The following is a 13,797-nucleotide window of genomic DNA, read 5'->3' on the forward strand; positions in this document are numbered from 1 at the left end:
GAAATTTATTTCGGATACCGTTATATTAATACATACGTATAAAAATAGGGGGTGCACCTAGATTGGAAACTTTTCGAAAATTAAAACATTTTTATTTACCGTTTAAGAAATTCTTCTTCTTATCTGTATTGTTTGTTTTAGTTGTGACAGCAATTACTGTAGTTTACCCAATCATTTTGCAAATAACGATTGACGATGTTGTATTAGACGGAAATTATCAGTTGATTCCGACACTTGCAGTAGGATTTATTTTAATCATGATTATAAAAGGAATCGCTAACTTTTTGCAAACATATTTAGGCGATTTGTTTGGGATTAAGACCGTATATGTTTTGCGTAATGAACTATACAAGAAATTGCAAAGGCTTTCGTTTACGTACTATGACAATGCCCGAACAGGCGATTTAATGTCTCGCTTAACGATGGATGTGGAAGGTTTTCGCTTTTTCCTATCAGTAGGCTTTAGTGAATTAATTCGAGTTGTTTTATTAATTGGCGTTAGTTTAACTGTTATGTTCTTTTACTCTGTGCCATTAGCATTAGTTACGATGGCTGTTATGCCGTTTTTAGCTGTAGTTGTTTATCGTTTTGATAAGAAGGTACACCCAGCTTTTCGTCGAGTTCGTAAGTCATTAGGCCGCTTAAACACACGTATTCAAGAAAACGTAAGTGGAATGAATACGGTCAAATCGTTATCTAAGGAATCGTTTGAAATCGACCGTTTCTCAACTAATAATGAAGAATACAAAGATGTAAACATATTCACTTCGAAAATTTGGTCGAGATATTTTCCTTTAATGGAATTCATCGGGAATGTAAGTATGGTTGCATTGTTAATTTACGGTGGATATCTTGTTATTAATGGTTCCCTTCAATTAGGGGAATTAGTTGCGTTCTTTAGTTTAGTAAGTTATATAACTGGTCCATTAATGAATTTAGGATTTATCGTCAATCAGTTCTCGCAAGCTAAAGCTTCAGGTGAAAGGCTATTAGAAATTTTAGAAGCGAAAGAAGATGTTGTTGATGAGGAAGATGCCCTGATTCCTGAACGTATCAATGGACATGTGACATTTAACAATGTTTCTTTAACTTATGTGGAAGATGATGATGCAGCGCTAAAAGATATCTCATTTGATGCACCTTCAGGTAAGGTGATCGGTTTGATTGGGCCGACTGGTGCGGGTAAAACAAGTATTACTCAATTAATTACACGCTTTTATGAGCCTGAACAAGGAGAAGTGCTTGTGGATGGTAAACCAACAAGTGCATATCCGTTAAAATGGCTACGTAAGCACATTGGTTTTGTATTACAGGAATCATTTTTGTTCTCGACTACTATTAAAGAAAATATTGCTTATGGTAACCCAGAAGCGTCAATGGATGAAATTATTGATGCTGCTAAACGTGCGCAAGCACATGACTTTATTATGCAAATGCCTAAAGGTTACGATACGTTGCTAGGAGAACGTGGTATGGGATTATCAGGTGGACAAAAGCAAAGAATTGCTATCGCGCGTGCTATTTTGATCGATCCGAGCATTTTGGTACTTGATGATGCAACAAGTGCTGTTGATATGGAGACCGAATTCAAAATTCAAAAAGCGTTAAAAGAAGTAATGGAAGGGAGAACGACCTTTATTATTGCCCATCGTATCTCTTCTTTAAAACATGCAGATGAAATTCTTGTATTGGAAGAAGGAGAAATAAAAGAGCGCGGTACTCATGATCAGTTAATACATCAGAATGGACCGTATCAACGAATTTACAACATTCAATATCAAGATCGAGATAGTGTAATGCAATCTGTTGAATAAGAGGAGGGAAATGAATTGGCTAATCAAATGACTGCAAAACAGACGAAAAAACAAGCTTCCCATTTAAACCGCTTTTACTATCCATTAGATCAACAAGTGGAAAAGCCTTTCAATTGGAAGCAAATGCTCAGGTTACTTTTTTACTTAAAGCCTTATACAAAAAATTTATTGCCTGGAGCCATCATAGCAATGTTAGTTTCAACCATTATTCGATTGGTGGTACCTATTTTAATCGGTACATGGGTGATTGATAAGGCAATAGGAGAAAGTAATGTTAGTCTGTTAACATACTTAATTATCACAATCTCTGTTTTATATTTATTAAGCTATGTAGCAAATACGTTAAGAATTAGATGGGTGAATATTTTAGGGCAGCGTGTTATTCATGATTTGCGAAAAGGATTATTTTCTCACGTTCAGCGTTTGTCACATAACTTTTTTGATAAACGATCGGCTGGGTCCATACTTGTGCGAATTTTAAATGATGTAAACTCCCTACAAGAATTATTCACCAATGGTATTATCAATTTATTGATGGACATTATTATGTTATCGGGTATTATCATCATACTATTTGTACTTAGTCCGCCGTTAGCATTAGCAGTTCTGATCATCTTGCCAATTATGTTCTTTATTTCTACTAAAATGCGTCGAAATATTAGACGTTCATGGCAAAATGTACGAATTCAAAAATCACGGATGAATTCACATTTAAATGAAAGTATGCAAGGTATTCGTATTACCCAATCTTTCTCTCAAGAAAAAGAAAATACCGAATTTTTCAATGGTGTGAATACAGATAACTATGAAAATGAACGGATTGCCATGAAAAAAAGTGCTTACTTTGGACCGTTTGTTGAAATGAGTAATGCCATTGGTACGGTAATCTTAATTTCATTCGGTGCGCATTTAATACTTACTGACCAAATCGGAATTGGAGTATTTGTTTCATTCGCCTTTTATTTAGGCATGTTCTGGGAGCCAATTTCTCGTTTAGGTCAAATTTATAATCAACTATTAGTTGCAATGGCTTCATCAGAAAGAATTTTTGAATTTCTTGATGAAGAGCCGAATGTAGAAGAGAAAAAAGATGCAAAAGTTTTCAAAGATATGAAAGGTCATATTGTATTTGATAAAGTGCAGTTCTCTTATAATGAGGATAGAGTAGCCTTGCATGAAATTTCATTGGAAATGAAACCTGGTCAGACGGTCGCACTGGTGGGGCACACTGGTTCTGGTAAATCAACTATTGCTAACTTGATTAGTCGTTTTTATGATCCTACTAAAGGTGCAGTGAAGATTGATGGTCATGATCTACGTGATATGAAACTAGATAGTTTAAGAACGAATATTTCCGTGGTATTACAAGATACATTCATTTTCTCTGGTACGATTATGGAAAACATTCGTTTTGGGCGTCCAGGAGCATCAGATCAAGAGGTAATGGAGGCTGCTAAAGTGGTAGGTGCGGACGAATTTATTAGCAGGTTATCCAATGGATATGAGACAGAGGTAGAAGAACGAGGTAATATTTTATCTGCTGGTGAAAGACAATTGTTATCATTTGCGCGAGCTTTATTAGCAGATCCGAGAATATTAATATTGGATGAAGCAACTGCTAGTATTGATACAGAAACAGAAATAAAGATTCAGACAGCTTTGAAGAAATTGTTAGAAGGCCGTACTGCGATTATGATTGCACACAGACTTTCTACTATTAGAGAAGCGGATAATATTATTGTTTTAGAGCATGGACGTATCTTAGAACAAGGTAACCATGATACATTAATGAAGCAAAAAGGCGAGTACTATGAACTCGTTAAATCACAGTTTGATATGTTAGATGCATTGTAATCTTAAAAGAAATCAGACAGCAAAAGTCTGGTTTCTTTTTTATACAAAATAAGCCTGAAATACTATTCGTCATATGGATTGAGGTATTACCTTATAAAATGCACTTGCGTTGTCAAAAAGCAAGAGTCTTCTGTAGGCTAGGCTTTCTTCCATTCTATTTATGATGTGTGCTAGGATAAAGCTCCGACAAAACACTACGCGTTCCTAGGGTACGGCTTCAGCTAATTTACATGAAGAAGACCGCTTCATGAAAATGGATCTTCAGCTCGTACTGTTCCCTAAGGAGTCTTCGTGTTTTGTCTCCGCTATATGATGCGTTCTAATGTTTGCGAGTGGAAATACGATGATTCATTTCCCGAAGAGATGCGCTCAGTCAAAGGACATGAAATGTAAGTATTCCTCTCTTATCCAATAGAGAATATAAGCAAAGCGAAGACAAGCCTGTGGCATAGAAAACACTATGAAAGCGATCTGTGCTTGAATAGATGTTGCACTTGTGCCCCGAGGGTGAACGCGGAGTATTCTGACGTAGCGATTGCCTACCACTCACTAGAAGTATAATGAGTGAGCGTATTTCGTTGAGTAACTAACATGAGTCACCATCCACTATCGCTTTTTGCCTTCGTAAGTGTTCGCTTCTTTTTTATGGTATGATAAGATATGTATGATTATAAGTGTTGGAGGAGTTCAAATGAAACGTGAATTTGCTGTAATTGGTTTAGGAAGATTTGGAGGGAGTATTTGTCGTGAACTAAGTGCCGATGGCTTAGATGTATTGGCAATTGATATGCAAGCAGACAGAATTAAGGAATTTAAAAATATTGCTGCACATGCAGTTATTGCAGATACGACAGATGAAAATGTGTTAAAAGAATTAGGTATTCGAAACATTGATCATGTAATAGTCGCAATTGGTGATGACATTCAAGCAAGTACATTAACTACATTGATGTTAAAAGAATTAGGTGTAAATAAAATCACGGTTAAAGCACAAAATGATTATCATGCAAAAATTTTGAATAAAATTGGTGCTGATCATGTAGTTCATCCAGAGCGAGATATGGGGAAACGTATTGCGCATAGCATTATTTCTACTAATATTTTGGATCATTTAGAATTGTCAGATGATCATAGTATTGTCGAGGTAAAAGCAGGTCAAAAAATGCATGGAAAGACATTGTTAGAATTAGATATTCGTGCTCAGTTTGGTTGTAACGTTGTAGCAATTAAAGAAGCAGATGAAAAAGGAATAAATGTATCTCCAATGGCGACGCAAGAAATCGAAGAGGATGATATTTTAATTGTAATTGGAGCCGACAGAGATATTGCACGTTTTGAAAAACAATTAGTAGTAGAAGATTAAGTATGTTTTAAAGTGTTTTTATCACGGTGTAAACATCCGTAAAACCCCCACATCAAGGTTCGAGTGAAAACGAGAAAGCTAAGTGGGTATTACGACAATTATTCAACATATATAAAAAGCAATCAGTTAGGTTAACCTAACTGATTGCTTTTTTATTTTATACTTCCATAATAATAGGTAAGATCATAGGACGACGTTTTGTTTTGTCATATAGGAATGGTGCGATTGTATCTGTTATTTCATTTTTGATTTCTGACCATTGCGTCGTTCTGCGCTCCATTACTTTTGCTAAATGTTTAGAAACAAGCTTTTGAGCTTCATTGATTAAGTCTTCTGACTCACGCATATAGACAAATCCTCGTGAAATAATATCTGGGCCTGATGCAATTTGGAATTCCTTCATATTAATACTTACAACAACAATTACAAGACCTTCTTCAGATAGAATACGGCGATCGCGTAATACAATATTACCAATGTCACCAATTCCGCTTCCATCTACATAAACTGTACCAGATGGGATTTTACCAGCGATGGAAGCAGTATCTTTTCCTAGAGCAAGAACTTCACCATTATCCATAATGAAGCTATTTTGTAGTGGAATACCGCAACTCTCTGCTAGTTTAGCGTGTTCTCTTTGCATCCGGTGTTCACCGTGAATAGGCATGAAATATTTCGGTTGAATAAGACGAAGCATTAATTTTTGCTCCTCTTGACCACCATGACCAGACGTATGAATGTTATTAAGTTGACCGTGGATGACTTCAGCACCTGCACGATACAATTGGTTAATAATTTTGCTGACACTTAATGTATTTCCAGGGATTGGTGAAGAAGAGAATACAACTGTGTCACCAGGAATAATTTGAATTTGACGGTGTGTACCGTTCGCTATTCTTGATAATGCTGCCATAGGCTCACCTTGAGAACCAGTACATAGGATCGTTACTTCGTTAGCAGGAAGTTGGTTAATTTGGTGTGCATCAATAAAGGTATTTTTTGGTGCACGAATATATCCAAGTTCTTGTCCGATTTTGATAGAACCTTCCATGCTTCGACCGAATACGGCAATTTTTCGATTATGTTTAACGGCAGCGTCAACGACTTGCTGCAAACGATGAATATTTGAAGCGAATGTAGCAAAAATTAATCTACCATCCACTCTAGAGAAAATGTCATTAATACTTTCACCAACTACTCGTTCTGATAAAGTGAAGCCGGGAACTTCACTGTTTGTACTGTCTGATAGTAGACAAAGAACACCTTCCTTGCCGATTTCAGCCATTCTAGCTAGGTTTGCGGGTTCCCCAACTGGAGTGAAATCAAATTTAAAGTCCCCTGTATGAACAATATTTCCAGGAGGTGTTTTGACAACAATACCATAAGAATCTGGAATACTGTGTGTTGTTCTGAAAAACGACACAGCTGTTTTTCTAAATTTAATAACATCTTCTTCTTGGAAAGTATGAAGTTTCGCTTTTCTTAATAATCCGTGTTCATCCAATTTGTTTCGAATAAGTCCGATTGCTAATTTACCAGCATAAATAGGCACATTTATTTCGCGTAGTAAGTAAGGTAAACCACCAATATGATCTTCGTGACCATGTGTGATGAATAAACCTTTAATTTTGTCTTGATTTTGTACAAGGTAGGTGTAATCCGGAATAACGTAATCTATTCCTAACAATTCATCTTCAGGAAATTTAATTCCTGCATCGATAAGAATGATTTCGTCTTGGAATTGTACACCATAAGTGTTTTTGCCGATTTCTCCTAAACCACCAAGGGCAAAAACTGCTGTTTGGTCATTCTTTACGAATTTCATCTATTAAGCAGTCTCCACTTTGAAAGCAGGTGATTGTTGTTCATATTCTAAGTGTGCCTCACTCAATGCTTGGATGAGTTCAATATTAACGTTTCTTTCTTTTAATGTTTCACGGACTTTTCTTTCAGAAGATGCTTCAATATATAAACTTTTTGTATGTTCACGTACTGGAATTTCTGTTTTGTTTTCTTGATATAGTACTTTATAGATCATAAGTTATCTCTCCTTTAAACAATCTTTGTTTTCGATTTTATGGTTTGTTTTGAATGTATTGACATCCTCAGAACGATTAATAGTTGTTGGTATACGTTTTCTCCGTAACAATTCCCGCATGCGTCGTTTTAATTTTTCCCTTAAACGTTTTAACATAATTACCGCTCAACTCCTTCCTATGTTAATAGAAAAGAAAAGCAAGTATTCAACGAACCGATCCAATCCCTATTACTAACTAGTATAGTATGAATTTCGAAAATTTGAAACAAAAAAGCTTAAAAAATCAGAAATATTTTGTTAGGAAGCTCTGTTGAAATACTGCTATGAATAGTCTTCACCTAGTTTTATCTTTGTTCAGTATACTTATACATTTTTTTCATGGTATAATCAGAACTGGTAATCGTTTAATACAAAATATAGAGGAGAATGACATTGGGACAAAAAGTTGTATTTCTTGATATTGATGGGACAATCTTAAATTCTGATAAAAAAATACCTATAGCAACGAAACGGGCAGTAAATGAATTGCAAGAAGCTGGTGTTATTGTTTCTATTGCAACTGGTCGAGCGCCGTTTATGTTTCAAGATATTCTAGAAGAGTTGAATTTGAAGTCATATATTGGCTTTAATGGACAATATGCTGTTCACAACGATGATGTGATTTATCAAAATCCAATTGAGACGGAACAACTAGAAGAACTGACAACATTTAGTGTGAAAAACAACCATCCACTAGTTTATCAAGCTGTACATGATATGAGATCTAATGTATCCGAACATTCACATATTGAAGCAGGCATGAACAGCCTAAAACGTAGTCATCCATTAATGGATACAGAGTATTATACAAAGGAAAAGATTTATCAAGCTCTTGTGTTTATGGAACAAGATGAACAAGCAATGTATGAAGAAGCTTTTAAGCAATTACGTTTTGTAAGATGGCATCCATTCTCTTGTGATGTAATGCCGGCAAATGGTTCAAAAGCTAATGGAATTGCTAATTTTATTAAAGCGTTGAATATAGATTGGGAAGATACATATGCATTTGGTGATGGATTGAACGATTTAGAAATGATTAAAAAAGTACATACAGGCGTTGCATTAGGTAATGGTGTGCAAGAAGTAAAAGATGCAGCAACTCTTGTAACAGATCATGTTGACGAAGATGGCTTAAGTAAAGCAATGAAAAAATTAGGATTAATTAGATAAAGCGAGGCTTCAATCAGTAGGAGTATTAGGAACTGCTCAGTAATGATAAAAACATTGAATAAAATCCCGTTTCTAATCAAAGTAGAAACGGGATTTTTTGAGCTAATTATTGATCACATGGCGTTGCATTTTCTGGAACAAAGAATGGGTCTTGTTTGTTAATATGATCATAAAACATCACACCGTTCAAATGGTCAATTTCATGCTGGAAGACGACCGCTGCATAGCCCCTTAGTTTTAATTTCACTTCATTACCTTCTAGGTCAATAGCTTTTACAGTAATTTTTTGATAGCGAGGAACATAACCTGGTATTTCCCGATCGACAGATAAACAACCTTCACCGCTGGATAGGAATGTTTCTGCAACAGAATGGCTTATAATTTTTGGATTGAATAGACCATAGCTGTAGATTTTTTCATCAAAGTCTTGGAAATGTACTGCCATCATCCGTTTAGAAATCCCGATTTGTGGAGCTGCTAGTCCAACTCCTGCACGCAAATCGTATTTTTTAGCAATTTCATCGTCTTGACTATTTTTAATGAATTGTAACATTTCTTCTAATGTTTCCTTTTCTTCAGCGGTTGGAGGTAGTTCTACTTCTTTTGCTACCTCTGTTAATACTGGATTTCCTTCTCTTACTATATCTTTCATTGTAATCATTTCTATACACCTCACATAAATATTCGTATAACCTATATTAACGAAAATTGAAAAAAAAATATACAAATCTACTTTGTAATTTCGTGTATTTATGTAAAAACACCATGAATATGGTATAATGTATTCACTTGTAATTAATTTAAAGTAGTTGCTTTAGGGGGAGTTAAAGAGAATGAAAAGATTATTATTAACTTGTTTGCTATTAAGCTTTGTCTTAGCTGGTTGCAGTGGGGATTCAGTTGCGAACAATATGTACAACCATTTAGAGAAAACAATTGAATTAGAACAGCCATTTGTTGATGGTCAGGCGCCATTTACTGCTTTAGAAGAGCAAGAACAGGACCTGTATGATCAAATTATTAATTTAACAGCAGATGAAATGGATGAGATACAAACACTTGCAGATGAAGCAATTTCTACAGTCGCTGAACGTAAAGAATTACTTCAGACAGAAGCTGAAGCGATGGAAGAGGCAGAAGAGGAATTTGACTTAGTAAAAAGATTTACAGATGATTTAGATGATGAATCAAAAAGTGTTGCAGAAGATATGGTTGAAGCGATGGATAATCGATATGAAGCATATCAACAATTAAATGAAGCGTACTTAAGTTCTTTAGAGGAAGACATGACATTATATGAGTTGTTTAAAGATGAAGACTTAACAGAAGAGGATCTTCGCGAACAAACTGATCAAGTAAATGCAGCATATGATGAAGTTCTCTCAATAAATACAGAGTTTAATGAATGGACAGATACATATAATCAATTAAAACAAGATTTTTATGATACAACAGAATTAAATGTGGTTTATGAGTAAAGCTTTCGATTTTTCGAAAGCTTTTTTGATTGAAATCATTTATAGTACAGATAATAAAAGTTTATGAAACAGATTAGAGGAACTAGGAGTAAAATGTCGGTAATTTCATTCAGTTTACATAAAACAAAATTTATATAAAATGTTGCAAAGTGTTTGACCAACTGAGTTCAATGAGCTAAACTATACATGAATAAAAATTGTACCAGTAATTTTAGTTGTATCTTATGTAACAGTTTTTTTATTACATAAGCTGATTATTTTTCAACCTATAGGGTATAGCAATAATAGTGAGTTTGGTACAGAATTTTTAATCTTTTGGGAAAGCTAATTTTGATAAATTTTAAATTTGGCTATATGGAAAGGAAGAGGTGAATTCTTTTGAAACGTACTTATAATAACATGGAAGAACAGTTCGAAACGTTTCAAATTCTGAATGAAGAAGGTAAAGTTGTTAATGAAGACGCTATGCCAGAACTTTCAGATGAAGAACTTAAAGAAATTATGTATCGCATGGTGTATACAAGAATCCTTGATCAACGTTCAATCGCGTTAAACCGTCAAGGTCGTTTAGGTTTCTATGCGCCAACTGCAGGTCAAGAGGCATCACAATTAGGAACACAGTATGCACTTGAAAAAGAAGACTTTATTTTACCAGGATATCGTGATGTGCCACAGCTAATCTGGCAAGGCCTTCCACTATATAAAGCATTCTTATTCTCTCGTGGACATTTTGTTGGAAATCAATTCCCAGAAGGTGTTAATGCACTAAGTCCACAAATCATTATCGGTGCGCAATATACACAAGCTGCAGGTGTAGCAATGGGTATGAAGAAACGCGGTCAAAAATCGGTAGCAATCACTTATACTGGTGACGGTGGTACATCTCAAGGTGACTTCTATGAAGGTATTAACTTTGCAGGTGCATTTAACGCTCCAGCTATTTTTGTTGTGCAAAATAACCGTTTTGCTATCTCTGTACCAGTTGAAAAGCAAACTGCTGCTGAAACATTAGCTCAAAAAGCTGTTGGTGCTGGTATTGAAGGTATTCAAGTTGACGGTATGGACGTTCTTGCAGTATATGCTGCTACAAAACAAGCTCGTGAGCGTGCGGTTAACGGTGAAGGTCCTACATTGATCGAAACATTAACATATCGTTATGGTCCACACACAATGGCTGGTGATGATCCAACACGTTATCGTACTGAAGAAATGGATAACGAGTGGGAGAAAAAAGATCCAATCGTTCGTTTCCGTAAGTTCTTAGAAGAAAAAGGACTATGGTCTGAAGAAGAAGAGAATGAAGTAATCGAAAAAGCTAAAGAAGAAATTAAAGCTGCGATTAAGAAAACAGATGAGGAGCCTAAACAAACGGTTACTCAATTAATGAAAAATATGTATGAAACACTTCCAGCACATTTACAAGAGCAATTGGAAGAATATCAAGCAAAGGAGTCGAAGTAAATCATGGCTCAAATGACAATGATTCAAGCAATCACTGATGCTTTACGTGTAGAATTAAAAAATGATGAAAATGTATTAGTATTCGGAGAAGACGTTGGCCAAAATGGTGGTGTTTTCCGTGCAACAGAAGGTTTACAAGCTGAGTTTGGAGAAGACCGTGTATTTGACACGCCTTTAGCTGAGTCTGGTATCGCTGGTATCGCTGTTGGTATGGCAACACAAGGGTTCCGCCCTGTTCCTGAGATTCAATTCTTTGGTTTCGTATATGAAGCAATGGATGCAATCAGTGGACAAATGGCTCGTTTACGTTACCGTTCTGGTAATACACAAAATGCACCAATCACAGTTCGTTCACCATTTGGTGGTGGGGTACACACTCCTGAACTTCACGCTGATTCTTTAGAAGGACTTGTAGCTCAACAGCCAGGTCTTAAAGTAGTTATTCCATCTGGTCCATATGACGCAAAAGGATTGTTAATTCAATCTATCCGTGACAATGACCCAGTAATCTACTTAGAGCACATGAAGCTATATCGTTCATTCCGTGAAGAAGTACCTGAAGAAGAGTACACACTAGAATTAGGTAAAGCAAACGTTGTTCGTGAAGGTAAAGACGTAACATTAGTTGCATATGGTGCAATGGTTCAAGCTTCTATGAAAGCTGCTGAAGAACTAGAAAAACAAGGAATTGATGCAGAAGTTATCGACTTACGTACAGTAATGCCTGTAGATTTCGATACAATCGTCAAATCTGTTGAAAAAACAAACCGTATGGTAATGGTACAAGAAGCACAACGTCAAGCTGGTATGGCTTCTTACATCATCTCTAATGTACAAGAACGTGCTATCTTACATCTTGAAGCACCTATCTTAACAGTAGCTGCTCCTGATACAGTATATGCATTTACACAAGCAGAAGAAGTTTGGTTACCAAACCATAACGATATTGTTGAAAAAGTAAACAAAGTCATTAATTTCTAAACAATAAATTTGAGACGGGAGGTCATTGGAATGGCTTTTGAATTTAAATTACCTGACATTGGTGAAGGTATCCATGAAGGAGAAATCGCTAAATGGTTCGTAAAACCTGGTGATGAAATTAAAGAAGATGACGTACTTTGTGAAGTACAAAACGACAAAGCAGTCGTAGAAATTCCAAGTCCGGTAGAAGGTACAGTAAAAGAAGTACACTTTGAAGAAGGATCAGTTGCAACAGTAGGACAAACAATTGTAACTATTGACGCAGAAGGCTATGAAGATAGTGCAGCAGAATCAGAAGTACCTAGCTCTGAGCCAGCAGCAGCTTCTAGCTCAGCATTCGAATTCAAATTACCTGACATTGGTGAAGGTATCCATGAAGGAGAAATCGCTAAATGGTTCGTAAAAGCTGGCGATGAAATTAAAGAAGATGATGTACTTTGTGAAGTACAAAACGACAAAGCAGTCGTAGAAATTCCAAGTCCAGTAGAAGGTACGGTAAAAGAAGTACACTTTGAAGAAGGATCAGTTGCAACAGTAGGACAAACAATTGTAACTATTGATGCAGTCGGTTATGAAGGACCAGCTACAACTACTGAGGAAGCTCCGAAAGCTGAATCAAAAGATGCAGCGGCTACTCCTGCTAAACCAGCAGCGAAAGATCCGAATAACCGTGTAATTGCTATGCCTTCCGTTCGTAAATATGCACGTGATAATAATGTTGCTATTACAGAAGTACAAGGTACTGGTAAAAATGGTCGTGTATTGAAAGAAGATATCGATGCATTCTTAAATGGTGGACAAGCAGCGGCTCCAGCTACTGAAGAAAAAGCAGCTCCAGCTGAAACAAAAGAAGCAGCAGCTAAAACTACTACTTCTACACCAGCTGGCGATGAATTCCCTGAAACTCGTGAGAAGATGAGTGGAATTCGTAAGTCTATTGCAAATGCAATGGTTAATTCTAAACATAAAGCACCACACGTTACATTACATGATGAAGTAGATGTAACAGAATTGGTAGCTCACCGTAAGAAATTCAAACCAGTTGCAGCTGAGCAAAACGTTAAGCTTACTTACTTACCATATGTGGTTAAAGCTTTAACATCTGCTCTAAGTAAATATCCAATTTTAAATGCATCTATTGATGATGCAACAGATGAAATTGTCTACAAACATTACTTCAACATTGGTATTGCTGCAGATACTGAAAAAGGTCTATTAGTACCTGTTGTTAAAAATGCTGATGCTAAGTCAATCTTTGCAATTTCTAGTGAAATTAATGAACTTGCTGGTAAAGCAAGAGACGGTAAATTAGCTCCAAATGAAATGAAAGGTGCTTCAAGCACAATTTCTAATATTGGTTCTGCTGGTGGTCAATGGTTTACTCCAGTTATTAACTACCCAGAAGCAGCTATTTTAGGTATTGGTCGTATTGCAGACAAACCTGTTGTACGTGACGGAGAAATTGTTGTAGCTCCAGTACTTTCATTATCATTAAGCTTTGACCATAGAATTGTAGATGGTGCTACTGCACAAATGGCGCTTAACCAAATTAAACGTCTATTAGCAGACCCACAATTAATCATGATGGAGGGATAAGAG

11 protein-coding genes are annotated in these 13,797 nt (G+C 36.0%); 8 read left to right on the forward strand and 3 right to left on the reverse strand.

What is annotated here, in order from left to right:
* Positions 1–62: 62 nt before the first annotated feature.
* The 3 genes from SH601_RS02625 (at position 63) to SH601_RS02635 (ending at position 5,031) form a co-directional block, all read left to right on the forward strand.
* A complete protein-coding gene (locus SH601_RS02625; RefSeq protein WP_319956671.1) occupies positions 63–1,814 on the forward strand; it encodes an ABC transporter ATP-binding protein in 1,752 nt (583 codons plus the stop codon).
* A 27-nt stretch (positions 1,815–1,841) separates the two neighbouring features.
* Complete coding sequence (locus tag SH601_RS02630) at positions 1,842–3,668, forward strand: ABC transporter ATP-binding protein (RefSeq protein ID WP_319956842.1); 1,827 nt, start codon at positions 1,842–1,844, stop codon at positions 3,666–3,668.
* Positions 3,669–4,359: 691 nt separating this feature from the next.
* On the forward strand, positions 4,360–5,031 hold the full coding sequence (locus SH601_RS02635) for a potassium channel family protein (protein ID WP_319956672.1): 672 nt from the start codon (positions 4,360–4,362) through the stop codon (positions 5,029–5,031).
* A 157-nt stretch (positions 5,032–5,188) separates the two neighbouring features.
* Here the strand turns inward: SH601_RS02635 and rnjA are convergent, their stop codons facing one another.
* Both rnjA and SH601_RS02645 read right to left on the reverse strand, forming a co-directional pair.
* Positions 5,189–6,856, reverse strand: a complete 1,668-nt coding sequence (gene rnjA, locus SH601_RS02640) for a ribonuclease J1 (RefSeq protein WP_319956673.1) — start codon at positions 6,854–6,856, stop codon at positions 5,189–5,191.
* Positions 6,857–6,859: 3 nt separating this feature from the next.
* Positions 6,860–7,069 carry a DNA-dependent RNA polymerase subunit epsilon gene (locus SH601_RS02645; RefSeq protein WP_319956674.1) on the reverse strand — a complete coding sequence of 70 codons (210 nt, stop codon included), beginning with the start codon at positions 7,067–7,069 and terminating at the stop codon, positions 6,860–6,862.
* Between the two features lie 426 nt (positions 7,070–7,495).
* Here SH601_RS02645 and SH601_RS02650 point away from each other — a divergent pair, with 426 nt between their 5' ends.
* Complete coding sequence (locus SH601_RS02650) at positions 7,496–8,278, forward strand: Cof-type HAD-IIB family hydrolase (protein WP_319956675.1); 783 nt, start codon at positions 7,496–7,498, stop codon at positions 8,276–8,278.
* A gap of 106 nt (positions 8,279–8,384) precedes the next feature.
* On the opposite strand, the gene def is transcribed toward SH601_RS02650, so the two are convergent.
* The gene (gene def, locus SH601_RS02655; protein WP_319956676.1) at positions 8,385–8,939 is read right to left on the reverse strand and encodes a peptide deformylase; all 555 of its coding nucleotides are present in this window, start codon (positions 8,937–8,939) and stop codon (positions 8,385–8,387) included.
* A 172-nt stretch (positions 8,940–9,111) separates the two neighbouring features.
* On the opposite strand from def, the gene SH601_RS02660 reads away from it, so the two are divergent.
* From SH601_RS02660 to SH601_RS02675, 4 genes are all read left to right on the forward strand, one after another.
* Positions 9,112–9,756, forward strand: coding sequence for a YkyA family protein (locus tag SH601_RS02660; protein ID WP_319956677.1), 645 nt, complete (start codon positions 9,112–9,114; stop codon positions 9,754–9,756).
* Positions 9,757–10,155: 399 nt separating this feature from the next.
* Entirely contained in the window at positions 10,156–11,217 is a 1,062-nt protein-coding gene (gene pdhA / locus SH601_RS02665) for a pyruvate dehydrogenase (acetyl-transferring) E1 component subunit alpha (protein WP_319956843.1), read from the forward strand.
* 3 nt (positions 11,218–11,220) lie between these two features.
* Positions 11,221–12,198 carry an alpha-ketoacid dehydrogenase subunit beta gene (locus tag SH601_RS02670; RefSeq protein WP_319956678.1) on the forward strand — a complete coding sequence of 326 codons (978 nt, stop codon included), beginning with the start codon at positions 11,221–11,223 and terminating at the stop codon, positions 12,196–12,198.
* A 30-nt stretch (positions 12,199–12,228) separates the two neighbouring features.
* Positions 12,229–13,794, forward strand: a complete 1,566-nt coding sequence (locus tag SH601_RS02675; protein WP_319956679.1) for a dihydrolipoyllysine-residue acetyltransferase — start codon at positions 12,229–12,231, stop codon at positions 13,792–13,794.
* The last annotated feature ends 3 nt before the right edge of the window (positions 13,795–13,797 follow it).

This window comes from Gracilibacillus pellucidus (assembly GCF_033949965.1).
GTDB lineage: Bacteria > Bacillota > Bacilli > Bacillales > Amphibacillaceae > Gracilibacillus > Gracilibacillus pellucidus.

What these genes read in the sequence shown, in the direction of transcription:
- SH601_RS02630 (WP_319956842.1), top strand. Translation starts at nt 1,842, where the DNA reads ATGACTGCAAAACAGACGAAAAAACAAGCTTCCCATTTAAACCGCTTT.
- SH601_RS02635 (WP_319956672.1), top strand. Translation starts at nt 4,360, where the DNA reads ATGAAACGTGAATTTGCTGTAATTGGTTTAGGAAGATTTGGAGGGAGT.
- rnjA (WP_319956673.1), bottom strand. Translation starts at nt 6,856, where the DNA reads ATGAAATTCGTAAAGAATGACCAAACAGCAGTTTTTGCCCTTGGTGGT.
- SH601_RS02645 (WP_319956674.1), bottom strand. Translation starts at nt 7,069, where the DNA reads ATGATCTATAAAGTACTATATCAAGAAAACAAAACAGAAATTCCAGTA.
- SH601_RS02650 (WP_319956675.1), top strand. Translation starts at nt 7,496, where the DNA reads ATGACATTGGGACAAAAAGTTGTATTTCTTGATATTGATGGGACAATC.
- def (WP_319956676.1), bottom strand. Translation starts at nt 8,939, where the DNA reads ATGATTACAATGAAAGATATAGTAAGAGAAGGAAATCCAGTATTAACA.
- SH601_RS02660 (WP_319956677.1), top strand. Translation starts at nt 9,112, where the DNA reads ATGAAAAGATTATTATTAACTTGTTTGCTATTAAGCTTTGTCTTAGCT.
- pdhA (WP_319956843.1), top strand. Translation starts at nt 10,156, where the DNA reads ATGGAAGAACAGTTCGAAACGTTTCAAATTCTGAATGAAGAAGGTAAA.
- SH601_RS02670 (WP_319956678.1), top strand. Translation starts at nt 11,221, where the DNA reads ATGGCTCAAATGACAATGATTCAAGCAATCACTGATGCTTTACGTGTA.
- SH601_RS02675 (WP_319956679.1), top strand. Translation starts at nt 12,229, where the DNA reads ATGGCTTTTGAATTTAAATTACCTGACATTGGTGAAGGTATCCATGAA.